The organism is Solidesulfovibrio magneticus RS-1 (assembly GCF_000010665.1).
Lineage (GTDB): Bacteria > Desulfobacterota > Desulfovibrionia > Desulfovibrionales > Desulfovibrionaceae > Solidesulfovibrio > Solidesulfovibrio magneticus.
Genome location: NC_012796.1, coordinates 4153406 through 4180179 on the forward strand (window position 1 = coordinate 4153406; position 26774 = coordinate 4180179).

Annotated in this window: 25 protein-coding genes; 12 read left to right on the forward strand and 13 right to left on the reverse strand. The window is 42.2% G+C overall.

Features of this window, described 5'->3' with window-relative positions; all coding sequences use genetic code 11:
* Window positions 1-4 precede the first annotated feature (4 nt).
* The 7 genes from DMR_RS17260 to DMR_RS23810 all read left to right on the forward strand — a co-directional run bounded on the left by DMR_RS17260 (window position 5) and on the right by DMR_RS23810 (window position 7659).
* Entirely contained in the window at window positions 5-3034 is a 3030-nt protein-coding gene (locus DMR_RS17260) for a response regulator (RefSeq protein WP_232502822.1), read from the forward strand.
* Between the two features lie 614 nt (window positions 3035-3648).
* Window positions 3649-3855: a hypothetical protein gene (locus DMR_RS17265; RefSeq protein WP_015862301.1), complete on the forward strand. Its 207-nt coding sequence runs from the start codon at window positions 3649-3651 to the stop codon at window positions 3853-3855.
* A 428-nt stretch (window positions 3856-4283) separates the two neighbouring features.
* Complete coding sequence (locus tag DMR_RS22530; RefSeq protein WP_015862303.1) at window positions 4284-4694, forward strand: hemerythrin family protein; 411 nt, start codon at window positions 4284-4286, stop codon at window positions 4692-4694.
* Between the two features lie 123 nt (window positions 4695-4817).
* Complete coding sequence (locus DMR_RS22535; RefSeq protein ID WP_015862304.1) at window positions 4818-5219, forward strand: bacteriohemerythrin; 402 nt, start codon at window positions 4818-4820, stop codon at window positions 5217-5219.
* Window positions 5220-5385: 166 nt separating this feature from the next.
* Entirely contained in the window at window positions 5386-5808 is a 423-nt protein-coding gene (locus DMR_RS24705) for a hypothetical protein (RefSeq protein ID WP_148208471.1), read from the forward strand.
* 113 nt (window positions 5809-5921) lie between these two features.
* Window positions 5922-6899, forward strand: a complete 978-nt coding sequence (locus DMR_RS23805; RefSeq protein ID WP_148208472.1) for a DUF4268 domain-containing protein — start codon at window positions 5922-5924, stop codon at window positions 6897-6899.
* A gap of 40 nt (window positions 6900-6939) precedes the next feature.
* Window positions 6940-7659 (forward strand): HNH endonuclease, encoded by a 720-nt coding sequence (locus DMR_RS23810; RefSeq protein ID WP_158304258.1) that lies wholly within the window; start codon window positions 6940-6942, stop codon window positions 7657-7659.
* A gap of 320 nt (window positions 7660-7979) precedes the next feature.
* Here DMR_RS23810 and DMR_RS17285 read toward each other — a convergent pair whose 3' ends face one another.
* The 12 genes from DMR_RS17285 to DMR_RS17315 all read right to left on the reverse strand — a co-directional run bounded on the left by DMR_RS17285 (window position 7980) and on the right by DMR_RS17315 (window position 19168).
* Complete coding sequence (locus DMR_RS17285) at window positions 7980-8426, reverse strand: hypothetical protein (RefSeq protein ID WP_015862308.1); 447 nt, start codon at window positions 8424-8426, stop codon at window positions 7980-7982.
* 167 nt (window positions 8427-8593) lie between these two features.
* Window positions 8594-9307: a DUF5131 family protein gene (locus DMR_RS17290; protein WP_015862309.1), complete on the reverse strand. Its 714-nt coding sequence runs from the start codon at window positions 9305-9307 to the stop codon at window positions 8594-8596.
* A 473-nt stretch (window positions 9308-9780) separates the two neighbouring features.
* Window positions 9781-10158, reverse strand: a complete 378-nt coding sequence (locus DMR_RS24710) for a hypothetical protein (protein WP_148208474.1) — start codon at window positions 10156-10158, stop codon at window positions 9781-9783.
* Between the two features lie 68 nt (window positions 10159-10226).
* Complete coding sequence (locus tag DMR_RS24715) at window positions 10227-10577, reverse strand: hypothetical protein (RefSeq protein ID WP_015862311.1); 351 nt, start codon at window positions 10575-10577, stop codon at window positions 10227-10229.
* A 16-nt stretch (window positions 10578-10593) separates the two neighbouring features.
* Window positions 10594-11532, reverse strand: coding sequence for a tyrosine-type recombinase/integrase (locus DMR_RS23815; protein WP_232502823.1), 939 nt, complete (start codon window positions 11530-11532; stop codon window positions 10594-10596).
* A complete protein-coding gene (locus DMR_RS25440) occupies window positions 11495-11851 on the reverse strand; it encodes a hypothetical protein (protein ID WP_232502824.1) in 357 nt (118 codons plus the stop codon). The genes DMR_RS23815 and DMR_RS25440 overlap by 38 nt, the downstream gene beginning before the upstream one ends.
* Window positions 11852-12115: 264 nt before the next feature.
* A complete protein-coding gene (locus DMR_RS23820) occupies window positions 12116-12673 on the reverse strand; it encodes a tyrosine-type recombinase/integrase (RefSeq protein WP_015862313.1) in 558 nt (185 codons plus the stop codon).
* 267 nt (window positions 12674-12940) lie between these two features.
* Window positions 12941-13321 (reverse strand): hypothetical protein, encoded by a 381-nt coding sequence (locus DMR_RS17295; protein WP_015862314.1) that lies wholly within the window; start codon window positions 13319-13321, stop codon window positions 12941-12943.
* 1809 nt (window positions 13322-15130) lie between these two features.
* Window positions 15131-16753 carry a hypothetical protein gene (locus DMR_RS24720; protein WP_015862318.1) on the reverse strand — a complete coding sequence of 541 codons (1623 nt, stop codon included), beginning with the start codon at window positions 16751-16753 and terminating at the stop codon, window positions 15131-15133.
* 890 nt (window positions 16754-17643) lie between these two features.
* Window positions 17644-18036: a DUF6573 family protein gene (locus DMR_RS17305; protein ID WP_015862320.1), complete on the reverse strand. Its 393-nt coding sequence runs from the start codon at window positions 18034-18036 to the stop codon at window positions 17644-17646.
* Window positions 18029-18247: a hypothetical protein gene (locus tag DMR_RS17310; protein WP_015862321.1), complete on the reverse strand. Its 219-nt coding sequence runs from the start codon at window positions 18245-18247 to the stop codon at window positions 18029-18031. The genes DMR_RS17305 and DMR_RS17310 overlap by 8 nt, the downstream gene beginning before the upstream one ends.
* 231 nt (window positions 18248-18478) lie before the next feature.
* Window positions 18479-19168, reverse strand: coding sequence for a hypothetical protein (locus DMR_RS17315; RefSeq protein ID WP_015862323.1), 690 nt, complete (start codon window positions 19166-19168; stop codon window positions 18479-18481).
* Between the two features lie 189 nt (window positions 19169-19357).
* Here DMR_RS17315 and DMR_RS24725 point away from each other — a divergent pair, with 189 nt between their 5' ends.
* Window positions 19358-20233, forward strand: a complete 876-nt coding sequence (locus tag DMR_RS24725) for a hypothetical protein (RefSeq protein WP_015862324.1) — start codon at window positions 19358-19360, stop codon at window positions 20231-20233.
* 185 nt (window positions 20234-20418) lie between these two features.
* Here DMR_RS24725 and DMR_RS17325 read toward each other — a convergent pair whose 3' ends face one another.
* Window positions 20419-22041 carry a hypothetical protein gene (locus DMR_RS17325; RefSeq protein ID WP_148208475.1) on the reverse strand — a complete coding sequence of 541 codons (1623 nt, stop codon included), beginning with the start codon at window positions 22039-22041 and terminating at the stop codon, window positions 20419-20421.
* A 1830-nt stretch (window positions 22042-23871) separates the two neighbouring features.
* Between DMR_RS17325 and DMR_RS23825 the strand changes: the two genes are divergently transcribed.
* From DMR_RS23825 to DMR_RS23830, 4 genes are read left to right on the forward strand one after another with little or no spacing between them, the layout of a single operon-like run.
* Window positions 23872-24129 (forward strand): J domain-containing protein, encoded by a 258-nt coding sequence (locus DMR_RS23825; RefSeq protein ID WP_015862329.1) that lies wholly within the window; start codon window positions 23872-23874, stop codon window positions 24127-24129.
* Window positions 24130-24154: 25 nt separating this feature from the next.
* Entirely contained in the window at window positions 24155-24616 is a 462-nt protein-coding gene (locus DMR_RS24730) for a hypothetical protein (RefSeq protein WP_015862330.1), read from the forward strand.
* A complete protein-coding gene (locus DMR_RS24735) occupies window positions 24603-25376 on the forward strand; it encodes a hypothetical protein (RefSeq protein ID WP_015862331.1) in 774 nt (257 codons plus the stop codon). The genes DMR_RS24730 and DMR_RS24735 overlap by 14 nt, the downstream gene beginning before the upstream one ends.
* Complete coding sequence (locus tag DMR_RS23830) at window positions 25354-26580, forward strand: MucR family transcriptional regulator (protein ID WP_015862332.1); 1227 nt, start codon at window positions 25354-25356, stop codon at window positions 26578-26580. Before DMR_RS24735 ends, DMR_RS23830 begins: the two co-directional genes overlap by 23 nt.
* Window positions 26581-26774: the final 194 nt, after the last annotated feature.

The window sequence follows — 26774 nt, forward strand, 5'->3', positions numbered from 1 at the left end:
GACCATGACAGATCAGAAAAACTCTCAATTCCACGACAGCATTGCTCTACCCTCCTCCAGAGAAGTTCCCTCTGGAGGGGGGCAAAGTAGTAGTCTTGTTTGGGGTGGAGCACTTCTACTTGTACTCGTATTCGGCGCGTTAATAGCATTTAATTATTCATCTCTCTCAAAAAGGGAGAAATCTGCTCTTGATGACTTTGAAAACGCTACACTCAACATGTCGTCTACGCTGGATTATTTTTTTTATGAACGTAACAATGATATTCTTGACATAGCCGACAGTAGGCAAGTGCTCACATATTTCGAGAACAAGGCACTGGGGATGTCGGTAGAGTACGGGTTGCTTGCCAGCCGTCTAGCAATTTCAGAACTCTTCGAAAAGATTATTAACGATCGCTCCCTTGGAGGAGAACAGATTTATGATGCCGTGGCACTTGTCGACAACGAAGGCGAACAGATAGCGAGCGCCCAGCATCTTGCCGAGGGGGCAACACAACCTAACCAAGATTACTGGAAGAAATTTGTCTCCATTGATGCAGATACCAAACTGATAGTGGATACGTCGGCTTACCCGGGAAGTGTAATTTTATTACAAAATGTAGTGGTTAAGGATCAGCCACACGGTCATATTTTGGCCCGCATCCCTTTAAAAAATCTTCTATCACATTTGTTCAAGCCTTTTGCGCGACCTGGCCGCATCACTTTAGGGGTGGTGTGGAAGGGGGCTTCAGTTGCATCCCTCGGAGGAGATTTTGCCCCCGGACAACTAGCCGCCGTTCTAGCAATTCTAGCCCAGCCCAGCTTTAAACAAGTCACGCTCAACAACGATATTGCGAAGAAGTTGAAAGCGAAGTCTTGCCTAGCAATGTGGGCCACCGTGGGTGATTTTCCGCTGGGCCTTGTGAGCGTGGCCAGAACCTCTGATGTGCTGGGAAGCGTCTCGCCGTGGATGATGACCTTTGTGGCGGGAGGCTTTTCGTTGGCCCTGCTTGCTGGGCTATGGCAATTGGTGCGGGCCAACTCGGATCGCATGAAACTGGCTGGCAGGCTCGATGAACAGTCGCGAATGAATGACGTCTTGCAGAAGGCAAAGGAAGCCGCTGAATCTGGCAGTCGCGCGAAAAGTGCCTTCCTAGCCAATACCAGCCACGAGATTCGCACTCCAATGAATGGAATTATAGGAATGTGTAATCTTTTGCTCGGCACACGACTGAGTGACAAACAGCTTGAGTTCGTTAGGACGGTCCATTACTCGGCAAACACTCTCATGGCCGTTATTAACGATATTCTTGACTTTTCTAAGATTGATGCTGGAAAGTTCTCTTTAGAAATTATTGAGTTTGATTTGCGCCGAGTTCTAAACATGACATTAAGGCCTTTGACAATTGCCTGCCAGCAGAAGGGCGTTGAGTTAATTCTGGTTGTTTCGCCTCACATGCCAGTGTTCTTACGAGGAGACCCTGCGCGCTTACAACAGGTCATTAACAACTTGGTTGGCAACGCCATCAAGTTTACAGAACGTGGTGAAGTTGCGGTTTGTGTTGATTTTTTATCGGAAAGCGATGGCGTGGCATATATACGTTTTAGCGTCAAAGACACAGGTATCGGCATGTCTCCGCAGCAACAGGAAATTATTTTCAAACCATTTGAACAAGTTGATAGTTCACTTACTCGTCGATTTGGCGGGACTGGCCTTGGCCTAGCGATCTCGTCACATTTGATTGAACTCATGGGCGGACAGCTGTCCGTGGAGAGCAATCTGGGCAAGGGCAGTGAGTTTTTTTTCGAGATTGGTTTGGCCGTGGCTGAGCAAGCTCCAAGAGCCTACTGGGTTCCTGACAGCAGTGTACTCGACGGTTTAAACGTGCTGGTAGTAGACGATCACGCAACAAATCGTGCGATTCTTCGCGAGCTGCTCGCAGGATGGAAAGCTTTAGTTGAAGAGGCTAAGGATGGATTTGAGGCCTTAACCATACTCAAAGAACACGAAGCCCAAGGAAACCCTATCCGTCTTTTGCTAAGTGATCTGCAAATGCCGGGAATAGACGGATTGGCCTTGGCTCAACGAGTCGAGAAACTTTGCGGCAGTCATCCCCCCGCTTTTATCCTTATATCGTCCAGCCAAATCGAACTCGAAGGTGGAATCGCTCCCTCGATTGTGAAGGATTTCCTGCTTAAGCCGTTCGATCCATCTCACGTCCTAGATTGCGTGCTAATCTCTCTCGGGCATGCTGTTAAGATGACACAATTTCAAGTGGAGTCTAATATAGAAACAGTGCCGCTTGGCGAGGGCCTTGATATCATGGTGGCAGAAGATTCGCCCGTAAACCAGAGGGTCATCAGCCATGTACTCCACAAAATGGGGCACTCGTTTACCATAGTCGAAAATGGTCAAGAGGCAGTTACACTTTGGGAGAAACGTAACTTTAATGCTATTCTCATGGACGTTCAAATGCCCATCATGGATGGCATTGAGGCTACCCGTCGCATTCGAGCACTTGATACTCATCGCGAGAACCCCGTACCAATAATTGCGCTAACAGCCCATGCCATGCAGTCGGATCGGGAACGATGCCTTGATGCTGGTATGAATGATTATCTATCTAAGCCGCTTGACCCCGGCATGCTTGCAGAGAAACTTGCAAAATGGGCTTCGCCCACCCGAAAAAATCAAGAAGAAGCGGCTAAAACGTCTTCAGATTTTAAGTTAACTATCAATCCAGCAAGTGTACTGGCTCGCTTTGACAATGACCGTGAATTCTTGACAGAGTTAGTAGAGAGTTTTGCAAGAATTGCAGAGGTGCGATTTTTGGATTTACAAGATGCGTTACTTGCGAATTGCCCGCAAGCTATTCACGAAAATGCACACGGATTAAAGAGTGAAATTGGGAATTTCGACACTGGCCAAGCGTTTCAGGCTGCAATGAAACTCGATGCTATTGGCCGGAGTGGTTCTATTCAAGGTGCCGCAGAGGCACTGGCCGTTTTACGTAGAGAAGTTGACGATCTCCTACGTGAATTACGGACTATCTAAGGTCTTTTGGACGAACCAAGCACCACCTGTTCATCGACCGGCGTTGGGAAGGTCCGGACGTCAAGGGCCAGTAACGAAATCTCAGTAGGACTCCACCGAAGGGCGAATAGCGGACACAGCGAGTAGGTAAACCTAGTCGGAATCGGTCGAATTCACCCGGATCTAACTGGACTTAACCTACTGAAAATATGGGTGAAGTACGCACAACGAAGGTCCTCTCACGCCGCTAACAGGGGTTCAAATCCCCTTGGGGACGCCAAAGAAATCAAAGGGTTATCCGAAAGGATAACCCTTTTTTCTTTTTGGACTCACGACTGGACACAATTTTCAAAATCCCGCCGGTGTCCTTCATAATCTTCGTGTGAATCCAGAGGGCTGGATGCGCTATTAATAACGGCAGCGTGAGTCCGCGTTCAATTTTCCGTCGCGGGCCGCTGTCTCGTGAGAAATCATTCTTGATTTTGGATAGTTGAGTCTGCCTGAGCACAGGATGCGGTGGGTCAGGTGTGCTTGATTGACCGACCCGTGAACCGCCCTCCTCCACGGCATTGACTGTGGTCATAATTTTAACCATATTTGGGTCAGATAGTTATAGCACCGTGGGAGTGGTCGAGATGAAAAAAGCCCACCTGAAGAAACTGGAGAAGGCCGCAAACTTCCTGCGGGAAGTGTATGATGACCTTGAAAACGAAGGCAGTGAAGATCTTGACAACTTCGGAACACGACTTGACGAAGCGGCCGCTGCGATCGAAGCGATCCTTGAAGACGTTGAAGCCGCGTCCAAGGAAGATGACGAAGATGAAGGGTTCGAGGTCGAGTGAAAGACCTCAACTCTTAAATGCCAAGGGGTTATCCTTCCGGATGCCCCTTTTCTTTTTTATTTAGCAGTAATGGGTGAGCTGCTCCTTATGGGAGTGTACTATACTGGCGCAGTATGTTAACAAGAAATTTAATTTGAAAGTTATTTTTGGTTATTATAAGAGCCTGTCCCGTGAACATTTTTTTGAGAAAAAAATTTCCACCATCCATCCCATGGTCGCGGTCAAAAGTGGCTCAGAGGCCCGGATATCGACGTAGTTTCTTCAGTTGATAGATATTTTGCTTGCGGCTAGCCATTCACGGGACAGGCTCTATAAGTGTGTATTATCTTGGACGATCTTCAGTAAATATTAAAGACCGTCATTTCCGGCACTTGCAGGTAGCCTTGAGTTATGGGCCTGAACTTTTCTAAAGTTGAGGTTGTCTTTTAATGTCCTTTGTCGAAATTAAATTAGAGGGGCTGTTGAGCCACTCTGTAATAGATTCCCAGCACGTCAATTTGATTTCGCTTCTGGACAATCTAGTCTTGGTGGCAAAGAACAGCGCAGGTAATGAAGATATTCTCCAGCTTTATGAAAGAGTTTATAGCTATGCGCGTCATCATTTTCAGACAGAAGAGAAGATGATGCGAGAGTCAAATTACTTTATGGCGAAGGACCATATCGAGCAGCATAATAATATTTTATGGATAATAAGCCGCTCCTCTCAAGAGATTGGCAATGGAAAAGGCGACACAGCCATTGAGCAGCTTTCTTATTGCTACGAATATCTCCTTAGGCACATACACAGTGAGGACGTTGAATTTTTTAGATATCATTCTATAGCATCTTTGGATGCATAGGATGTGTTCTTTGTTAAAATAAAACCTGCTAATTGGCTATGGATAAGAAGATTATTTAGAATGAAATTTCAAGAATCATTCTATAGCCTCTGGGTGGCTAGCTAATCTTTTCGAGGCAACTATATGGGTAAGATCGAATGGACGCCGGCATTGAGTGTTGGCGTAGAAATAATAGACCAAGAGCATCAAAAGTTAATTTCACTCTGCAATAAACTTATCTCAAATGTTAAGGGCGACAAAGACGCCAGCATGATTACTGAATCATTTAAGGAACTTCGTGCTTATACTGTTTATCATTTTGACAATGAAGAAAGTTATCAGAAAAAGATTTCTTTTCCTGAGGCAAATGCCCATGCCCAAGAACATGCCAAGCTAAAACAAGACGTTAAGGCATTTCAGCAATCTCTGTATAGAGAAGGATTCATTTCTGAGGAATCGGTGATTGCTTTTTTAAAAAAATGGCTAATTAATCATGTATTGTATCAAGACATGAAAATGAAGACCTTTTTGAAATTGCAAGAGTAATTTGGGTATTTTATGGAAGTTTAATGTCAAACTTAGATGGTCACAGTATTTTTTTAGCCGTAGGCCTTGTTGTTTATTGAATGTCACAGATGGCATATCCTCAATTGTTGTAGATGCTGTTGGAATATTTGAATAGATTTTATTTTTGCACACAGGGGAATGGATTATGCTAAAGTGTTTTACTAACGAAACGGCAAAACCTCCTCGTGGGATCAAAAGGAAGAAGTCTGGTTCACGGCAACTTTCGCTTTGGAATACGACTTTCCGTAGTATTTCAAAGGTAAATTGCTCTCTAGATGAACATTCTCTTCGAGAGATAGCGCCTCTTTGGACAAATGCAGTGATAGATTTAGATTTGCCTGATGTTAAAGCGTTGGAAATCAAGTGTCAGGATGTGTCAGAATCCATTTGTTCTAGTGCCTCGCGTATTTGTAGAACATTGAAAGAAAAGGGGCTACACCACCCGTCTGACGTGGCTGCTTATCTAGTTCTTCGTGAACTAGACGACAAGGGGCAACGTGATGTCCCTGAGTTTCGGCTTAAAGTCATCGATTTTGGAATTACTTCACTCGTAAAGCAAGGAAAATAGTCGATAAAAAAGCCCATCTGAAGAAGCTAGGCAGCATATAAACTTCTAAGGCCAAGCATGATTTTCCTGCAGATTCAATCAACTCAAAATTTTTAAATAAGATATGGATGGTTATGTCTACATTTGGAAAGCTTGAAAAAGTTGATCTTCGGTCTGGCTGGCTAAATGAAGCTGGTGATTTTACGCCCTGGCTTGCTCAGGAAGAAAATTTATCATTATTGGGCGACTCTATAAACTTGCAACTTGAATTGGAAGCTGAAGAGAAAAATGTTGGTCCATTCCGTGCGGATATCCTTTGTAAAGACATTGCAACAAATGAATGGGTTCTGGTTGAAAATCAACTAGAAAAAACTGATCACACCCATCTCGGTCAGCTTCTAACATATGCGGCTGGTCTTGATGCAGCGACAATTATCTGGGTTGCTGCTAGCTTTACAGATGAGCATCGTGCCGCACTTGATTGGTTAAATCAAATAACAGATGATAAATTCAAATTCTTTGGACTGGAGATAGAGCTTTGGAAAATCAATGACTCTTTGCCTGCTCCAAAATTCAATATCATATCAATGCCAAACGATTGGCTTAAGTCAGTGACAAAAGCAAAAACAGTTGTTTCGTCAGAGTTGACATCGACCCAATCTTTTTATGTAGAATTTTGGTCTGGGTTATTTAGCCAGATGAAACATCACTGCAAAATTTTAAAGCCTACTAAACCATTGCCTCAAAACTGGATGAACATATCTATAGGCCGAAGTTACGCCCGCCTGACTGCTGCAGTAAGTCTCAAAGAAGGGTGGATTGGAGTTACACTTTGCCTTACTGGTGATATTTCTAGGCAATTATATAGCATGCTAGAAGACCAAAAGGATCAAATTGAGCAGGAATATGGTCACAGCTTGTGGTGGCTTGGAACTCCCAAAAAAGTAGAAAGCTACATTAGCTTTCGGTTGAACAATGTTGGCTTGCAAGATCGGGAGCGATGGGCAAGTTATTTTCTTTGGTATGTTGAAAACTTGGAGCTATTTTACAAGGTGCTTGGCAAAAGAGTGTTGAATGTAGACGTAAAGAATTTTCCCAACGACAACGCTTAACACCTTGTTTTTGTTTATAGACCTTGCAGAGGATATGGTTATGCAAAATCCGCCATGGACACGTGATGAGTTGATACTGGCCTTAGATCTGTATATTAAACACAGAGGCTCTCCTCCTGGTAAAAATAGTGCTGCGGTCTTACAGTTGTCAAATCAACTCAATGAAATGGGCAGAAATGTTGAATGCCGGGATGAAGATTACCGCAACACCAGCGGTGTCTACATGAAGATGATGAATTTTCGTAGTCTTGATCCTTTGTACACATCTACTGGCAAAAAGGGACTCACCGGCATTGGTTCTGGCGATAAAAAAGTTTGGGATGAATATAATGGCAATGTTATGGAGTTGCGAGAAGCTGCAAATGTAATTATAAAAAACATTGGAGTAGACAGAAGTATAGGTCAGAAGAACCTTCAAAAGTATATTGCAGAGGCAAGAGAGGGGAAAGTTTTGACAAAGATCCATGTCCAGAGAGAACGAAGTAAGTCTTTGATAGAAAGTAAGAAAAAATACGTCATGAATACTTGTGGAGTACTTGAGTGTGAAGTTTGTGGTTTTAGCTTTCATAAATTCTACGGAGAAAGAGGGAAAAACTTCGCTGAGGTTCATCACATCAAGCCTTTGTCATATTTAGATGCTGAAGCTAGTACAAAAATAGAAGACCTTGCTATAGTTTGTTCAAATTGCCACAGAATGATTCACTCCCAACTTCCTTGGCTTGCCATACAGGAACTTAAAGACCTCATCGCTTCAACGTAACAATGATCCAATTTTTTTTAGTTGAACTAAATCGAATCCGTACTGCTTATTGAGAATAAGGCCATTATGAAAAGCAAACTCACCGCGCTCTTTGCCTGGCTAGTCGGCGGAGCTGTCCTGGCCTACCTGTTCGTGTTCGGGGTAGGAACGGGCTCCTGTACCCCCTGAATGGCCCTAGGAGCCTCAGGAGTCGCGGGATACGGCTCCTTCATCTTGGGCAAGTGGTTTGGCAGGGGAAAGTCCAAGGACCGGGACCAGGGCGACAATTAGCAAAAAAACTGGTGAGGCCAAATGATGACCCCACCAGTACATATACTTAACTAAGACTTCGCTTCTTTCCCGTCGCGAGGATCAACGGGCAAGACAATCATCTCTTCAAAAGACAAAGGTCTAGTTCTATTCTTGAACTTCCGAGGCGAGTAAGCCAACTCCAACAGTTGTGGTATTTCAAAAGCTTCCTGTTGAAACGACTTGTTGCTCTCGTATGTTCGAATGAATTTCGATATCATTTTTTCAACGCATTCGACATCACAATCCTCGATCGTGAATTTGATTGTTTTCACCGTGCCGATCTTCTTGACAACAGGACTGCCGCTGGCGTCATCAATGCAAACAATCGTCAACATATTGATAGGCAATCCTTCGCCGGAGAAAGTATCGAGAATCGGTTCTTCGGCGATAAGCTTGAATTTTCCAGAGCTTTTATTGGTGACAGTGAAACGTTTGCGGATAGCTCCGCTTTCAGATATGGCGTAGTAATTTTTCATGCTAATCCCTTTTTGTTTCTTAGGGTGTTATTTGTATTTTTTTGTATTTTTCGACTAAAATAAACAACTCATTGTTTAGATTGCATTGTTGGATTTGTTTCGTTTTTGTAGTTGAGGGCATCCTTTTCAGAATGCCCTTTTCTCCTATGACGAATAGAATTTACCTGCTACTTACCTAACGGATATTCCATCCACTCTCGACCATCGAGAAGGTTGCCGTTCTTCTGCTTCCGTACGCCACCCCACTGCTTGAACAAGAAAGGAACCTTCTTGGATAAGCATTGATTACGGATATCAGTTGCCCAAGCTGGTTCCATTGGCCGGGCGCCGGGGCCGGATTCGCCGCCGACAATCACCCATCCGATCCCGTCCAGGTTGATCTCGTGCAGTGGCCCAAGGAGCGGTTCAAAGCTGGTGAACCGTACAGCCGCAGGGACAGTGCGAAGACAATCCAGGCGGTAAAGGTATTCCTGGCGCTCTACCGTGACCCCCATCCAGATATTCGGCCACCAAGTCAGTGTTGGAGCAAGTTCAGCCAACCGTTCAGCACGCTTTGTCAAAACCTGGAAGGTATGCTGTCCAGCTTGGCCCATGACGGCGAAGACATCCTTGATGAACTCGAGCGGAACATCCTTGTGGAACAAGTCCGACATGGAATTGACAAAGATCATCGTTGGCTTCTTGGTCTTCAGTGGTTCATCGAGCTTGTCCGGGTGGATTGCCAACTTAAACCCATCTTTATATTTTGCGAGTCCCATACAGTGGCAACGATGAGCCATGCGCTCCGCATAGCAATTTAAGCAACCAGGACTGATCTTGGTACACCCTGTTACGGGATTCCATGTCTTTTCAGTCCAATTAATTTTTGTGTTTGTAAGCATTTTTTTTCTCGCTTTGTTTAGTGTTGTAATTTTTAAAACTTGTAACAACCTTTTGTATCCATCAAGGCTTTCTTAATTCAGTTGTTTGTTGACTACAACCAAGCTTTTAACGAAAGACAAAACCTATTGTGTTTCCAATTAGCGTTTATTATACTCGCAATTGCGCCGCGCCACTCACTCTCTACGGAAGCCATAAACACGGTTTTTGGGCCTGTCAATTAAATTTGAAAAAATTTTTATGAGTAATTTCGAATTTAACACAGATTTAACTCCAAAGGTACAGAAAAATATAATAGCTACTTCAGTAGTGCTCCATTGGTTTTGATTGCGAAGGTGTAATGAAACAAGACAGTAATTGCTATTGATATGTTTTTGTTACAAAGAAGCATCGTTTTGGTCAGTAAAAGTAAATTTAAAAAGGGTGAAGCTGCCAAGTGGCAACCTCACCCTTCCTCTAGAACTTATGTGATTTTCTAACGTTGTTTTTTAAAGACAGTTGGATAAATTGTATTATTAAAACATTCAAGAGAATGAACCGGATAAGGGTCATGGTGTCCATGTTCATACAGAGTAATCAGAGCAGAAAACATTTTTCTTACAAGAGAACGCTTCAAATTGCTGAAGTTATAATTCTTAAGAAAAGTTTTTCTACATTCTTCTATATGAGTTTGATGCTTCCCCTTTGTGCGTTTAGAAAGGACTATATTAATACTTTCTTCCGAATGAATATCTTGACTTTCGCTACTCGATATTGTTTGAATAACTTTAAACGCACCAGTCGCTGGATTAGTAACTTTACACGTAAAGAACTTTCCACAAGAGGCGACTTCAAAGTAATAACAGCATCCCATACATTTTCTCCTAAGTTTTTATACTTAAACAGTCTAATTAGATAAAATAGTCATTGCTGCTGACTTAATTACCATCTACGAGAAATCAATTTACAAACTTCAGCATGAAAAATATCATCAAGATAGCGTACGAAATAATACGTGCGGCTGTCTAAAGGGAGGCTCTTGATGTCAGGTGAGTTTGCTTCTTTAAAAACTTTCAACACTACATCCATTGGAATGTCTTCTTTAATAATTTTCGAAGCCATATTCTCGTTAACTTCATAACGAGTCATATTTACAGGAAACGACAATCCAATTGCTATATGATTATTCTTGCGAAAAATATTAAACTTTGGCCACGCGCCAAGTGACTTGGCGATGTTTGAAATGTAGTCATGTAATGCGCTATAGACAAAAAAACTGAAGTCTTGATTCATGACATGCTTCCTTTTTTTAAATAGTTAACTGAAAATTTCTACCTTCCATAACATTAGACAATGCTTCTCTTGTTTGACCTAATCCTAACCCATGTAAGTACCTCGCCGTTGTTGTTGGAGACTTATGTCTCAAAATTGCCTGGATAACTGACAAAGGTTGTCCAGCGCGAAAAAGGATTGTTGCTGTCAAGTGACGTATCGCATGGAATCCGAAAGGTTTAACTTTCGCCCGCTTGCATAATTTTTCCATGAAATGTTGTCGATACTTAAAAGGTTCACCCCAGTATTTAAGAGCAAACTCAGCATCAGAAGTATTTACAAAAACAAAAGGTGACTTTGCTCGTCGAGACTCCAGCCATGCTTTTATGGCCAGCCTCAATTCATTTGTTAACGGCAAAACATCACATTCTTTATTCCCATTTTCTCTTTTATTAGTCCAAATATTCACAGAACCAGTTACTAAGTCGAGATCGTCGACTTTCATGCGAAACACTTCTCCCTTTCTAGCTCCAAGATGGAGAAAAGTAAGAAGCATTACCTTATCCTGACCCTCGGCCAAATTGAAAACTTTCCAGAAGTCCTCCTCAGGGGGTACGTAACGTGGAGAACGAACTTCTGGGAAACGGTCAATGTCTTGGAATGGGTTTTCGTTTCTTGGAAAACCTGGAACATATTTACGACCCCAACCCCATGCAGCAGATAAGTTCTTTCGATCCCGGTTGGTAGCGTATCCAGTCCGTTTCTTGAATTGACCCCGAAGGAATTCCATTCCCTTGGAAGTATCGATGTCACTTGCCAAGGTTTCTTTGCCAATAAACTTTGCAAAACGTTTACATGTTGCTAGTTTTTCGTCATATGTTTTCGAAGATTGTGATTCTTTTGAATAATCGAGATAGTTGTTGAGCCATGTTGCAACACTACAGACCGTGTCGACCTTGGTCTGCTTCTCCATCATTTCCTTCCGTTTTTCTTCCTCCCATTGAACGGCGGCGCGGTAACTTTTCTGGCTGTCGTCCGGAAATCGACGTTCTTTCCGATTCCTGTGAACGGTTACTACTCCCTTCCATCGTGGATTCTTCGAACGCTTGTCTAAGGTTGGCATCAATCTTCTCCATGACGATGTTTTCAAAGAAACGATAAGTCCCTGACGCTACTTCTACCCCACCGAACCGCCGATAGTGTCGGCGAACCGTACTTGCAGAGATGCCGAGTAACTTTCCTAACTCTGCAGGCGTAAGTGGTTTACCTAGATTTTCTTTGATTGAAATATTCATATGCTTTGCTCTGTTTGATTTGTTGTTTTCCAATGTCACTAGATTCTATGCTTATTTCACTTTACTCTAAACCTCTTTAGTCGTTTTCAGTCGTGACCACAGTCGGCCGTTTTGTTCGTCAACACTATATCCATAAATATTTGTTTAAAATAAAATTGATTGAGCAAATATGACTATCAGAGATTACGGGGCAAATATTCTCAGGCAGCAACACAGATTTATGACCAGAATTAAGAAAAGGGCCGGCGTGCGGCCCTGTTTATGTTAAATGTTGTGATTAAGGATATCATTTATTTCTTCAGGCATGATTCCTAAGTATGCCCTAGTTATAGAGGGAGACGAATGGTTACACCGTAACGCGATAAGTTCCCAAGAAACTCCAAATGTCTTCCGTTGATGGTAGCACCAGGTTTTCCGCAAGGTGTGAGCACCATACGAACCTTTGAGATTAATTGACTCTGCCCATTGTTTGACATATTTTGTGACGGCAAATGTTGTCAGAGGATAATTCGAACCTTTTCTGCTTTTGAAAAGGTAATGATTATCCATGTGGTTTTCGCTTTTTAGGTACGCATCCAATGCTTCCTTGATCTCCTTGTTTAACAGCAAGATATTTGTCTTCCCGGTTTTCTTTTCTGTGACGGTAACACTTTGCCCTATTTTCAAGTCCTTTACGTCTTTAATTTTCAAAGACAGCAGATCTTGTGTTCTAAGGCCAGAGTTCACGCCAACCACAAAGAGTAACAAGTTACGAGGGTTGTTTGAAAGTATCCGTTTGATACTTTTAACATCCTTAAGCTCTCTGATTGGCTCGACCTTCATAATTCCCTCCAATGCCTGTTTTTAATCCCAAGATATTGTTTTGTGACTTTTAAAATGGTCTGCCAAAGCTCAAGGCCAAGCAACAGCAATGTTTGGCCTTGAAAACCAACGGTTTACCCTTAATGTTGCTTTGAATGTACGTTATTATGTAAAAACGTACTTTGGATATCTTGTATATTTCTGTACGAAGTTAATGAAAATGACTGAAAGATAGCTACAATAAGAAATGCCATGCAAATTGCTTCACATGGCACTCCGGTTAGAGTGTTATGGGGTGATCTTTGTCAAAACGATCTTGCCTTCGATGATTTCCACCGAAAACTCATCGCCTTCATTGACCTGAACATCGCCGAGGTCATGGACCTTCAGGTTTATCTTCAGGATGCCCTGCTGATTCACCTTCGGTCTCTTTGAATCCTTCAAATACAGATCCTTAACTTCGTAGAGAACACGGTCCGTCGAAATGAGTTTGAGGATGTACTGCTTCAACGTTTGTCGATGCTTAATGCCCATCCTGTCCATGATTTGGGAGGCATCAAGACCATCCTTAACCAATTGTCGCAGAACGCGAGGATCGTACTTGGATTCCATCTTCCGCTTTGCTTCAGGGTTCTTCTCTTCCGGATTGTTTTCCTTCTTAGTCCCCATAACAGCTCCTTTCCTAAAAAATGGTATTTGTAAAGAATATCTATATGAAGCGCGTAATAATGCATGAAAATGACAGTAATTTTCTGTTTTTACTGAGAAAAGTGGTGATCTGAACGGGCGGAAAACAGTCTTTGGGCCTAGGAGCCCGTTTCCGGGGCTTTTGCCCTGGACGGGGCCCAAACCCTACCCCAAGCCCCAAACGGCCCTAGAACGGGAGCCTAGAGAGCCGGCCCGGGGAAGTATGGGGAATCGGACAAGGGGAAAGCTTGTGGAAACCGGGAAAGTTTGCCGTTAGAAGAAAAAGTCTCCCAAATTGAAGACTTTTTCATGGATCGAATTATTTGTAGATGTTGTAAGCCAATTGTCACCATGATTACTCATGATATAATCGGCATCCTTCCGAGTAGAATAGGATGTTTCCAGCCTAAGCCCTCGTTCCTCACTGTGCAGGCCGATTTCCGGCACACAGCGATACCAGGAGATGAAGTGTTTGTTAAATATGTATGTGGACATTTCAGATTTAGCAACTTTCGTTGATGAAAATTATTTTTGAAATTTTAAATGATATAGATTACCTTGCTTCTCCTGGTGTATCTCTTACAGATACGCAGCCATCCATGAAGTCAATAGCTCCTCCAAAAGCTTTTACCTTTCAGCAAACTTCATGGACTTCCCTTGGTTTCAAAACCAGCTATCATGAGCTGTCCCATTTCTAATCGCTTACACATGAGCTAAAGCAATTATACCCAAGTATCACTTTAAAATAAGCTTCTGTTTGCCACGAACATCGCTCAGCATGTGCGCCACCTTGACAATGGGCCAGTTCAAAGGTCTCATCCCTTCTCTCGACTTGATTGCTCAATATCGAGTTAGAACATCTTAGGCATATCAATTCGATGGAGTCGATGGATACGAACTTCCTAAGTATGGTTTATTTTTTGACTTTGACGCCAATTTGGGATTAAGCGTCAGTCCTACGACAAGGACACTGGACTGGATTTAATGCAAGGCACCCATGACATTTTATTCTACAAATAATTCGATTGTAATCTATATCTAAAACTTCTATCAAATTTTCAATGAAAGTTGTTTTCTGTTTGTCCAGATTAATATATCTTTACCATGATCTTGAATCCAAAAACATTCTGTTAAAGATATTATTGCTCAAGAATGACTCGTCCTTCACATGTTTTGGTGGAGATAGGGGAGATATGGTGGCGATCTCAAAAGCGATATCTCCACCTCTAAATGCCCAAAATTATTTGAAATTCTTAAGAGGTGGAGATAGGGGAGATATTTTTGTAATCTTCCTATTTTAGGAGTTTTTAAAAAATATTTCTAGACAATAGCTATGGTCCAGATGGATTAAAAAGTAGCAGTAGACCCAACTAAGAAGAATATAAAGCAACTATGATTTAGATTTTATTTATATTAACTATTTTTAACAATATTATTTCAATTGAATTGTTCTAAATAATATTTAATTCTATCATTCTATTGATAGTTGAATTTAATTCATCTTGCTTCCTTCAACTTGAAGTTCACTTTTCTTGAGTTCATACCCTTAAGAAGTTTCACATTTCTATTATAATTTTTTCTAAAAATTAATTAAAGAAAAGGGACAAAGCAGAAAATATCTCCCCTATCTCCACCAAATTATTTTCTTCAAATTTTTTAAAGGGTTAGCGGTGGAGATACCCCCGAAGATATCTCCACCACATCTCCCCTATCTCCACCGCCTCCCTTTTGGAATATTTGCTAGTGGAGATAATAAAAACAGCATACGAACCTTCCTATACTTTGAATATATTAGTTCATTTCAATCTTCTTGAATGTAATTAACCGCGCTGTTCTTGCACTTTCAGAGAATTGCATATTCCAGCTAACAAGAGTTAATTGCTCGTCATATTCTTTAAGCTTGCGAGACAACGCATTAGCTCTTTTTGGTATAATGTCGACATCATCTTTATGATTTAATTCAACGAATTGATTCAGTTTGCCAAGAAGTTCAGTCACAGTGCCTTCGAATCCACCGACACTTTCCAAGAACTTGATAAGCAACAGCAAAAGGCGATCATCTTCATACTCTGAGGAATAAAAAACGAACTTATTTCTATTATAGCAATGAAGAATGTCGCTACTGGACACTCCCATCGATTCTCCAGCTGCGCATGCCATTCTAGCAAAGTCAGCCATTCGAGGTTTTGCTTCAAGTGCGATGCTCGGCTTGATCTTCAGGGCCTGAACAATAACTCCAAGAAGACCTCCGAGATAACTTGCATGGTTATTTGCAAACTCAGCGAATATTTCTTCTTCATCTTTTCTATCTTCTGGATTAATCTTCTCAAGTTCGACGATGATTGATCTATCTACCAAATCTTTTGCAACGATTGGAACATTGATACTGGTCGATATAAACGGCTTCTTGTAATGCGTATAGAATGTTTCCCCGTTTGTGTGAAGCTTGCGTTCTTCCATTCCTCCACCTGTAATAGCCATGCAAAGAAAGTTACACTGACGTTCATCATAACTCTGAACATTGTCAAAGACCGGGAGCGGATGCTGCTGAAAGATCAAGTTCATATCGCGTTCATTATTCTTGGGAAACAGAACTTCATTAATGACAGGATCAATTAAACGGCGAATGAGTCTTGCCGTTGTTGACTTCGAACTTCCCTTCATCCCGACAAGAAACAAAGCTGGGCGAGGAATTTCAGTATTAGGAATGCACGGAATATATGCCTTAGTCAAAATCAAATCAGATTCACGCTTGAAATTTAAAAGCTTGAAGAAATCATCATAGCTTCCATTTTGAATAGGGATCGGCAATGATTGCATGTTCCCTGTACGGATAAATTCAATAGGAGGGTTTACTAAAACTTCCCAACCATTCTTATCTGCCTTGACAACACTCCCTTTACCGTCGTTAAGATCTAAATAAATGGAACCTTCGTGATAGGCGAAACGCTTATATGTCTTTCTTGGATCAGGATTCTCGTTTGCATAATACTTCATCAGCTTTATTGCTTTTTTAATCATCGAATCAGCCGCTGGTTCATTGAAGTTGTAGATAAAATCTGCATGAAGCACGTTCTCAAACGAATCTTCAATATAATATGTTTTCTTTACATTATTTACAATACGTGTTGCACAAGGCGAACTATAATAGTCACGAAAAAGTTCATATTGGTTCATTATTTGATTGATTTGCTCAAAAGGCTCTGACTTCTTTGTCTTGCTGTTGTTTTTATTCGACTCCAGCATGCTATCAATGAACTCTGCCATGGGATACGTAGAGATTGCCGGTTTTTCTTGGCTGACCATCTCTTTGGATTGTTCTGACGGTCCATTTTGAATGTTTCTATTCAAAATATCGAATATATTCTGTGTTTGACTTTGATTTTCATCACCCGAGTTAGAATCAATGCTCATATCATTACCTGCTTTTAAATTTTTTCAAAACTTGACTTTCATCTCTTGCATCCAACTATTTAGAAAAATATTATTTTTGAAGAACCTCCTTTGGATTCGAAGTTGGTTTAAATCTCTGGCCCGACAGTCCTCCTTCTGACAAGATTATATCCATACGAGCCGGGCGAAAATGAAATCGGCATATTTTTTACACTTAAATTTGGTCCGTTTGCCTGGGATGGCAGCTAGGCCGGTTTTTTCACTCAGTTACTCGGTCTGTGACCCGACGTGATGACCAATGCCGACCGTTGCCGACCTCGGAGTCTCGTTTGCAATCCTGGTCCCAGCCGGTGCTGACCGTGGCCAATCCGAGGCGGCTGGTGCGAAAAAAGGGCAATTTGGACGCGTGCTGATGCATGGAAACGACAGGGGGCGGGTTTATACCCCCCAAGCCGTGCAATCTAGGCCACTTTCTATGTAATATGCTGATATGTTCACATTATTTTTGATTTTGGAGACAAATCCCAATCTCGGCCCATGCACGTCAAGCTAGCTGTTCCCACTTTGCGTCTGGATTCTGAGGCATGGTGCTCAAAAACCCGAGTTTTGACTTTTAGAATTACCACTTTGCTCTTCGATTTCATTCAAAACAATCGAATACTATCCACTTATGGCTTGGGATGAATCGCAGCTATTTCATCGTAAATTCGTATAGAATTCGTGCGATTCGCATCGAACCATTCATACTTATCTTTCAAATATTATAGAGGTTTCATGGTCAAGAGGTTGATCCTGTTAACCGAAAAGTCGAGATTCCTCCTATGGTGTCGAGTACGATGGCCTGGGAGCTTTCCCGGCGGCAAATACGGACCCGGGACGCTGATCTCGGTAAATGATTGGCTCCGAAGACATCAGTAATCTTCGGGCAGCATCAGCGTGAGCACGGCTTCACCCTGGTCGCCGGGACCGATATGCAAGATCACTTTGACCGTTTCTAGCTGTCCAGGGCGCATGAGGAAACCAACCTTGAATGATACTCGGTCGCCATCTGGTTCTCCTCCGGCAGCAATCCGAGCCAGCACGAGCAAATCATGAAGCCGCCCAGTCGTAGACTGGCCAAAGCTCGCGTCCAATCCGGCGGGTGGGGCCACATATCCGTTAAAGAGGTTGCTGGTAACGACGGTATGCAACGAGAAGCCGACTTGTTTGGCATCCTCGGTCACGTCAATTAACACGCCGTCTTCGAGGGCCATTTCCCGCGTGTAGCTGAAAATCAGGTGAGGTTCAAAATCCTCTTTACTCATGAGATTTCCCTGTGTTTGTGGTGGCAATGGACAGGACCTTGGCGCGAAGATTTCTCGTAAGGGCTAGGCCTATCTCAGCAAAGAGCCGTGGTAGCTCCCCGTGCGTTTCCGTTGAGACGGCATCCATTGCCTGAAAGAGCCCCTCTAATGGCCTTAGCTCTTGATAAATCTCGTCCTGAAATGCGAGGGCGTCGAACTTTTCCGTGTCCATGGGCTCGCTCCTTCATCAGGGCCAGGGTGGAATGGCCCCTAGGATATCCGGGCCGGGGCCGGTGGTCACGGCGGCAGAATATTTTCCCCAGAGAAGCAAACCGGCGTATTGGATGGAAGATGGATGGACAAATTCTTGGACGCGCTCTAGGGCGGTGTAGGTGGTCAAGCTGACAGGAAAACGGGCACAACCCCGAATGAGGTCATGCCCTTTGGATGTGTCGGGGCTCGATTAAGCAGCGCGGGTGATGCGGGTCAGGATAATCTGTTCACCCTGGGCAGCGATTTGAAACCCATCACCGATCTTGAAGCGCTCCGACTCTTTGCGAGTCTTGTTCAGCTCCTCAATGTCCTCGATCTTGAGCATCAGGTTTGATTTTTTGCTGATGACGAGTCCCTTCGGCTCCGGCTTGTCCTTGTACTTCACGAGCTTGTCGAAGTCCTCTTGGGCGTCCACGAAGATATCTTTGACAAGGGACAAGACCAAGTTGTGGGTCTTGGCGAAGCTCTGTGCGTCAAAGCTTCCGCGTTCGGGAAGCTCTGCGGCGATTGCGAGGATCAGAAGGATCAGTTCCTCCCGGCGCTCTTTAGAAACCGTACGGGCTGCACGTTCCTTTCCATCCTTTTTGACGCCAGTGGTCGGAGTTCCGTCGGTGCTTTCGGTCGCAACAGCATCTTGCGGCTCGGTTGAGGAGTTGGTATCGTCGTTAATTATGCTCCCTTCTTGGGGGGCAGTCCCCGTGGTTTTGGTACCGCTGTTGGTGTCCGACTCCTGATTCTCAACAGCAGAAGTTTGCGAGTGCTCGCCGCCGGTTTCGTCGATTTCAGTCTGGGTGTGGCCTGGTTGATCGAGCTTCCCGGGGAGAATGGAGTCCGCATTGGTGAAAACGGGGACTTGGGCCGAATGTTTGTTCTTGTGCATGTTCTGTCCTCCTGGACAATTTTCTTGGTGGGAATGATATAAAACAGCCCAGAATTATTGGGAATTCCGATGTAATGTAGGTGTGTGGGTCTTAAGCTAACTAGTGGGGTGGTTAGGCTAAAAGAGGGGGGGCTGGACTGCACAAACTGCGCCCCCTAGGTTTATTTTCAAGTATTTCAATGAGGTATTATGAACAAGAAATATGAGAGGCGGTTGCCATTCCTTTTTTTTGATCGTAATCCAGAAGAGATAGCGGAAGATCTTTCTTGGGCGAAAGATTTTAGTGCAAATGCGCTTGCTGATGAACTTAGGTATGCCGGTAGTGTTCTTAATAAAGTTCTTGACATAGCAAAAGAGCATTTTTCTGATGATCAAGACATGATTAATAAGGTGGTTGATCAGTTCTTCGAGGATGAAGAGCCAGATGGAGTCATAACCATGATTATTCATTTTATGAAAAAGAAAATAAGCAAAGAGGGGTGCAGCTATTTTAGAGAATTTGCTGCAAAGCGCCTCCTTGACGAAGCAAGCAAATCCACGAATGAGAGAGAAAAGTTAATAAATGAAATTTATATTAATAGTTTTTTCGCACATCTGGCCATATGTGAAATTACTGACGAATTTGACTCGGCAGACTTAAATGGCATGCCTTATTTAAATATATTTTGTATGGGTTTGGTCTGTGGTCGTGGCCTAGAGTTTCTCCAAGGAAGAAATGATATTTTTCACAAGGGATATCTTGATAAATATAATAGACTTGCTCAATCATGGAGTAAGACAAAAGATCATGCAAAAAAAATTCCTTTATATAAAGAAGCATGCGATGTCGCAGACAAGTTATGGATTGCAGGAAGTCATAAAAATCATATAGAAATGACTGCATTTGTAATCGAAGGTTGCAAACAGTTTAAAAAGCTACCGAAAGGAACACTGCAGAAAGAAATATGTATGGTTGCAAGGAATCACAAAATGGCGAAGGGGGAAAAGGGCTTTAAGAAATTGGAGAACAACGACAAAGAGATAAGAGTTGACTCGCTTTTAAGAGAACTATGCACCAAGATATGATTTGCTGCTCTGGGTGCAGATGGTTTGGATTATCGAGAAAGACGGTTTCCATAAGGCTTCAATGCCAGAGGAAGACAAGACTAAAGTACACTCCCCCAAATGTAGCCGTGGTCATTTTATGGACTTAGCCTTGAATTCTTATCTAGGAAAAATATAATGTCGTGCCTGCCCCTCTCTTGCTACACTTATATCTTGTTAACACAAACCATGTTGGCATCGCGACCTTTTCTCACGGCCACAGACCATCCGAAAGGTTGCAATGCAAACGACATATGGCGAATCTTCTTAGAAAAGGCATTGGCTGCCTTAGGAAGATGATCCATAGAGACGCCCTGCTTCTTGGCAAACTCAAGAAATTTGGTGTGGAACAAAGTGGATGACATCTCTTGAGGACCGATGGAATCTAAGAACCTCACGAATATTCGACCAAAACCATCCTGATCTAAGGAATGCAACTGCCCTTTGAGTCGACTTTGACGATAAGCTTCGACAAAATCGTTTTCATCAAAGCCAAGGGCAAGGGTCGCAGCATATGCCCATTTATAATAATCAGCCATACGAGGCAGATTGTCTAGAGGCATGGTTCTATAGCACTGGAGCGTCTTTGCCAAAACCTTGAGATAGCCATCGAGATAAAGACCTTGTTTATCGTTGTATTCAGTAAGGATCGATGTTCTGTCTCTCCGCGACGCCTTACCTACTGGGGCAAGTTCCACAAAAAGACAACGATCAAGAAGATCGGCGGCATTTGTCCAGATGTCGAGTGAAGTCGTTATCATAGGCTTCTGGAGGTTGAATATAACCTCGTCGCTGTCAGTAAAAAGCTTTCGCTTTATAAAATTTCCCCCAGTGACTGCCATGCAAAATAAATCAGCGATCGTTTGTGGCACCGAAGTAACGTTGTCAAAAAACGGCATGTCGTGCTTATCAATGATCTGTGCCATTTCAGCGTCATTGTTTTTGATCTTCAGTCCTTCCTGAGCATCGGGAGCAATGAGGTTCTTCAGCATCAACGCCATGGTTGATTTGGTGCTGCCAGCTGGACCATAAAGCATCAAGGGAGGCTTAGGAATCCCTTGAATAGCCGCGACAATGGGCCATGTGGCTACCAAGATGAGATCATGCTTGTGCTTAAGATTCATCGCATCAAACATGGAGAGGTAGTCGCCGCCGGTGATAGGCGTTGGCAATGGGCAGCTATTCTCGTTCCGAGAGAAGTACACACCCATCTCACAGGCCTGCCTGATCGAGTATCCATCTCCGGTCACTACAATAACTGAGCCATGCCCATCGCATGTGTCAATGCAAATTTCGCCATTGTAATGAGCAAACCGCTTCCAGACGGTTCGCTTAGTCATTTCCCTTGAAGACAGAAGCTCACATAACCGAACCCCATCGGACAGCACCGCTTTTGTGGGAAGCTTTCCGTATTCGTCATAGAACAGGCCTTCGAGAAGTTGCTTAAATGGCTTTGTTCCGATGTAAAACACATCGAGCTTTGGATCGTTTTTCAGAACCGCGCAGGGTTGATTTTGCTGGTCTCGGAATAACTCCAGCGCCTGGATGAGTTTCGGGAAGCCCGAGGGTTCAGGTTTATCGGCAACCTCGGCGATCGGCCTGAGGTTAGTGGCAGCTTGCATTCCTGTGCGGCCTACGCCAGCATAGGATGTGGCATTGCTTCCTTTGGGAGCGACCGGAGAATGTTGAGTGGCTCTCAAGTCTACACCATCTCGCGAAGGCACGACAGTCAAGGAAGGTTTTGCTGAAAGGGTTTTGTTCTTCTTGTGCTTTTCCTTTTTACGACTCACTTCTCTTCTCCTTTGGTAAGCTCTCTGGGCAAAGTATGCAGTCTTTCACGTTACACTGTAAATCAGTAGTTGAAAGTTTTCGTTAAACCATGAGCTACTGAATAAAATTTACGCATAATTGGCTGGCTGCTGATAGCTACGACAGGCCATATCTGCTGTCAATAGGCGACCGCGTGTAATTTTTATTGCAGTAAAAAATTTTTATCTTCAAGTTGCTGAAAAAGGACGAAGCAAAATTAGAAATGAGCAGTATTTTTATTTGTCGAAGATGTAATTGAACAAATGTTTAGCGAAGAATGATTATTTTTATATGTTCAAAGTAAAGATTTTTTTGACCAGCTAGTTATCGTTGCATGACGAAGATTGAGTAAATTCAAAATCTGGAGATAATGGATAGGCTTGCAACGAGCGGAAGGTGTCGGTGGAAGTTCGAAGGCAAAACATCCATCCGTATTTAGCCGGATTAACAGGGGAAATTCGGATATGGAAGTGAGGCGGGTCGGGAAAGATTCGTTCCGAAAAATAAGTCTAGTCGTGGCTGCTTGCATTGCTGAACGGCCTACGCCAACATGTAGTTGCCGTGTACATTTAGTCGGCGTTTAAAATGAACTGATTTTGTCTGAAAACCACTTTTTTAATTCTCTATAAATTATGTCGATTATGCACCTTAGATCCTAGATGTCTGTCATTCAAGAAAAACTTAGTTGGTTTATAGCCCGTGCTGACGGGCCCTCTGGCGAAAATTTTATGTAATGGACGACGACAAATACAATTGACTTGGAGGTATCGTTTATGTATTTACAATTGAATTAGTGCGAGCGAAACCCTGGTTAAGCAACCCACGCTACGCGTGCTTAATCCAATTATTCCGGGCATTACGGCAATAGTGTGGATAAGGGAGCCTGCCCCGCGAATGGCTAGGCGCAAGCGAAATATCTACACTCTGGATAAACTACGTCGATATCCGGGCTTCTGAGCCACTTTTCCCCTCGACAATGGGATGGATGGTGGAAAAAATTTTCTCTGAAAAATGTTCACGGGACAGGCTCAAGGGGTGATTTCTGTTTTTTCGGTTTAGGGCAATGTGCTTTTAGAAGTGTAGTTTTGTAATGGTGGCTGATTAAAACAAGTATTTGTTCTGTGTTTTAACTTGGATTAGAATATATTCAATTTTTAGCTACGAATTTATTGAATATTGTTTGATGTATGCGCTTATTTCGTGGGCTATTAAGATAGCTAGGAATGGGTTGGTGTCGTTTTTGCTTGTATTTATTTTGTTTCAAAATAGCTATTCTTGGCTAATATTTTTTACAGATTTATTGTTGCTGTTGAAAAAAATGAAATCTGACGCCAGTAAATCTGGTGTTATGATTACTGACGACCAGCTTATCTGTTGACTATTTCTTTGCCAAAAATTCAGGAATGATAAAAATTTAGATTTTTCTGCTGGATGGTTGTTTTGGGTTTGGTGTAAATATATTGACTAAGGCATTTTTTTTGTTGTGAAATCCCTGATTTTTGATTGAAAAATAAGTCTTAAACATGAGGAAATACAATTGGGTATTGTTATATGGTAGTGTATTTGGCCATCTTGTGGGTTAAAATCCCTAGCTTTAGCTTGGTAGCTTTCACCGAGCATTTTTTTTGGGACACATAGCACCAAAGCAAAGACGGCCTTTTATGGCCTACTGGCAAATAGATTGTTTGATTTTTCCTGATAAAGTTTGACTTTCAGTCAGGCCTTTGAGCCTACCAACTTCAACGGGTAGGTGCTTAATTTGGTCTTTTCGGTCTGAACTAGGACCTTCCATGTAGCTGAGGAGTGTCGCTTTGAATTATTACGATATTTTGGGTTTAGATAAAAAGGCCACACAGGCAGAAATTAAAAAAGCATATTATTCTCTTGCGTTAAAGTTTCATCCGGATGTTAACCCGAACGGGCGGATCCTTTTTGAAAAAATAGCAAAAGCTCATAAGACTCTTTCAGATCCATCGCTTCGAGCGAAGTATGATTCACAAGGACGTTTGGAATTGGTAGCTGATGCGGATTCCTTTTTGTTTGACTACTTCTTGACTCTGTTTAAATAGCATTTTGTATACAAGGGGGGTTGCGATGGCCGAGTTTGATAGATTTGTTGAAGAGCAATATCGCGCTGCTGGGGAAACCGTTCAGTTGTTGAAGGATATTAAAAATCCTTCTAGACTCAATAGCCTTACAAAAACATTGAGAAAACAATGTCTTGATGATCATCAAGTGCTTGAAATTGGCGATGTTGCCGTTGCAATTCATGATCAAATTCAGTTTTTAGTACCTTCACCTTTTGATATGTGGATAAAAAAACAATATTTACCTACATTAGATGAAGTTAAGCCTTTCGTGAAGGTAAAAAAAGAAGGTGGCGAAGTTATCCGCAAGTTGTTTTCGATTGATGGAGAGAAATGTTTTTATGCGATTGCAATTGTGTATTGTCTGGAGATGCATGATAAGAATTTTGTAGTTGAGGTAGACTATCAAGACCAGTCAGATCGTGATGAAAATATTTCAGAAGAGGTAGAACAAGATGAAGTCTATTGATTTGCCGAAGCTCATAGATGATCCGGTTGGATTTATTACAGAGGTTTGCAACGAATCCCCACTGGCCGCTGAATCTGCATTGAGTGTTTACGTCGACGAAAAAGGTGACGTAGCTGCTTCGTCAGTTATAGAGGAGATGCACCCTTTGTCTCTCGCGAGAATTCTTGAAGTGCACGATTATACTAAGCCAACCTTGATTTATAGTTTTTTGTCATGCGATAAAGCCGTAGATATTTTTAATCAACTTCCACTCCTTTGGCATAATGTCTTGCCGACCTCTGGTCAAGAATATGATGAAGAGATTTTTTCACAAAACATTATGTTGATACAAGAAAAGGCGACAAACACGCTAATGTCTATTCTTCTTTCGATGGACAAAATTGAAGATAGGCAACTTTTTTTGGAGAAGATAGGTAGTTCCAGCGGTAGTTTTGATTATCTTCTTTTGCCATTTATAGGAGACTTTTTAGGATCTGTTTACGGAAAATATTTAACCTCGGATTTTGATTCTATATACATAAACAATACTTATCAGGAGGATTCTCTGCCCAGCATCCCATATGAAGGGACTCCAGAACACTTATTTTCTTTAATTGCTCATTCAAATTTAGAGATCGCTCGACGCTTACACAAAGAGTTGTTTTCTGAATCATCGCTAGTCTACAAAATGCATTCAATGTATAGGCAGGCAGTTTCACGCTCTTTAGATAATTCACTCTCAACAGGTGAGGCGGAAGATGACCTTTTTGAAGACCTCTAGCCAACCGAAGGTTGCGAATTCAACTCCATTGTTGGATTTATTCAATGAATTAAAAAATAAAAAAAATTTGGACTTGCAAGAACGGGTTGCAAAGGAACTCTCTAAAATTGCCAAGTCGGTTGCTTTGAAATATTTTAATGCAGTTGAAGCGCCGTGCTTGTTGGAGGCTGCTTATATCACTATGGGGGTGGTCAATTTTTATTTGTATACGCAAATGGAGAGTAGTTTTTTGAAAAATGAGGATTTAAAAAAAAATCTGGAAATCTTAAATAAAGGCGTAGCTACTTCTGTCGATTGTACCCCTGGCAATCCTTCCAGTTTTTCTGAATTTGTAAATGATATTGGTGCAGATCCAGGTGTTCTTAGGCAATACTTCAAACAGGGTATAGTTAGATTGCGTAATTATATGCTTGTTTGTCATGCTGATGTGGTTAAACCAAATTTAAAAAATTATTTAGTTGATAATCAACTTGTGCCTGGCAGGCCATGGCTTGGTTTCATCAATCTGGCAGAAAAGTATAGCAAAAGAAAAAAAGAGAATATCGAATATTTTCAATACTTAAACAAGTTGGCTCGTAAGTACTTTAAAAGCAATGGTGAAGATTCACTCTTTTTTAAGTATGATTTGTCTATACAAGTCCAGGATTTAACCGACTTGGGTATATATTTGGTTTTTTCTTTTGTTACTCAGAAGTCAAATTTCTATGCTTCTGAATGTGGCCAATTCCATCAGTTCTTGCCAATGTCAAGAGCTGATGTTCTTAAGTCCTATGGAGTTTATAAGAAAAAAGGTCTGGATCTCGACATGGTGCGCAGTGTATTGCGCAAGTTCGCAGACGAATTAGATGTCAAGCATGTGGATTATCTTCTAGAGTGTTTTAAGAATTCATCTCTGCTACAGATCAAAGAATCAATTGTCAAGATCAGTCCTTCTGATATTAGCATTCTTGATTTTAAAGAGAATTTATCTAAAGAGGAATTGGCATTGCTTCGATCGCAACCCGAGAGTGCTATTGGGTTTGATTGTGTGGCATGTTTGGAATGTGGAAAGATATTTTCAGAAATAACAAACTCACACCTTAGAAAGCATGAACTTACTAGGGAAACTTATTTAGAGAAGTACAAGTGTGGATCGAGAAAAATACTTTTTGCTGAAAAAAAAAGAGCATTGTCAAAGTCTAGATTTCATAAGAATTGTAGGTAACAAACCAACTGGTTCGTTCTAGATTGTCAATGAGAACAGCCGGTATTTGTCTCTGCCGAGGCAATTGATGCTCGTCAATCTATGTTGTCCATGGAGTCTATTTGAAGGTTTAGGCTTCTTGGTATGGTATTTAAAATAATATTCAGTTTTGTATCTCAACGTGCCGAAAGTGTTTTTGTGAAACTTACTGTATG

Bases quoted from the DNA above. Each gene is read 5' to 3' on its own strand.
- DMR_RS23810 (WP_158304258.1), top strand. From the start codon at position 6,940: ATGCAAAATCCGCCATGGACACGTGATGAGTTGATACTGGCCTTAGAT.
- DMR_RS17285 (WP_015862308.1), bottom strand. From the start codon at position 8,426: ATGAAAAATTACTACGCCATATCTGAAAGCGGAGCTATCCGCAAACGT.
- DMR_RS17305 (WP_015862320.1), bottom strand. From the start codon at position 18,036: ATGAGTAAAGAGGATTTTGAACCTCACCTGATTTTCAGCTACACGCGG.
- DMR_RS17260 (WP_232502822.1), top strand. From the start codon at position 5: ATGACAGATCAGAAAAACTCTCAATTCCACGACAGCATTGCTCTACCC.
- DMR_RS22535 (WP_015862304.1), top strand. From the start codon at position 4,818: ATGGGTAAGATCGAATGGACGCCGGCATTGAGTGTTGGCGTAGAAATA.
- DMR_RS24720 (WP_015862318.1), bottom strand. From the start codon at position 16,753: ATGAGCATTGATTCTAACTCGGGTGATGAAAATCAAAGTCAAACACAG.
- DMR_RS24725 (WP_015862324.1), top strand. From the start codon at position 19,358: ATGAACAAGAAATATGAGAGGCGGTTGCCATTCCTTTTTTTTGATCGT.
- DMR_RS17310 (WP_015862321.1), bottom strand. From the start codon at position 18,247: ATGGACACGGAAAAGTTCGACGCCCTCGCATTTCAGGACGAGATTTAT.
- DMR_RS24730 (WP_015862330.1), top strand. From the start codon at position 24,155: ATGGCCGAGTTTGATAGATTTGTTGAAGAGCAATATCGCGCTGCTGGG.
- DMR_RS17295 (WP_015862314.1), bottom strand. From the start codon at position 13,321: ATGGGGACTAAGAAGGAAAACAATCCGGAAGAGAAGAACCCTGAAGCA.
- DMR_RS24705 (WP_148208471.1), top strand. From the start codon at position 5,386: ATGCTAAAGTGTTTTACTAACGAAACGGCAAAACCTCCTCGTGGGATC.
- DMR_RS23820 (WP_015862313.1), bottom strand. From the start codon at position 12,673: ATGAAGGTCGAGCCAATCAGAGAGCTTAAGGATGTTAAAAGTATCAAA.
- DMR_RS17265 (WP_015862301.1), top strand. From the start codon at position 3,649: ATGAAAAAAGCCCACCTGAAGAAACTGGAGAAGGCCGCAAACTTCCTG.
- DMR_RS23815 (WP_232502823.1), bottom strand. From the start codon at position 11,532: ATGATGGAGAAGCAGACCAAGGTCGACACGGTCTGTAGTGTTGCAACA.
- DMR_RS24715 (WP_015862311.1), bottom strand. From the start codon at position 10,577: ATGAATCAAGACTTCAGTTTTTTTGTCTATAGCGCATTACATGACTAC.
- DMR_RS17315 (WP_015862323.1), bottom strand. From the start codon at position 19,168: ATGCACAAGAACAAACATTCGGCCCAAGTCCCCGTTTTCACCAATGCG.
- DMR_RS24735 (WP_015862331.1), top strand. From the start codon at position 24,603: ATGAAGTCTATTGATTTGCCGAAGCTCATAGATGATCCGGTTGGATTT.
- DMR_RS22530 (WP_015862303.1), top strand. From the start codon at position 4,284: ATGTCCTTTGTCGAAATTAAATTAGAGGGGCTGTTGAGCCACTCTGTA.
- DMR_RS24710 (WP_148208474.1), bottom strand. From the start codon at position 10,158: ATGGGATGCTGTTATTACTTTGAAGTCGCCTCTTGTGGAAAGTTCTTT.
- DMR_RS17290 (WP_015862309.1), bottom strand. From the start codon at position 9,307: ATGCTTACAAACACAAAAATTAATTGGACTGAAAAGACATGGAATCCC.
- DMR_RS23805 (WP_148208472.1), top strand. From the start codon at position 5,922: ATGTCTACATTTGGAAAGCTTGAAAAAGTTGATCTTCGGTCTGGCTGG.
- DMR_RS25440 (WP_232502824.1), bottom strand. From the start codon at position 11,851: ATGAATATTTCAATCAAAGAAAATCTAGGTAAACCACTTACGCCTGCA.
- DMR_RS23830 (WP_015862332.1), top strand. From the start codon at position 25,354: ATGACCTTTTTGAAGACCTCTAGCCAACCGAAGGTTGCGAATTCAACT.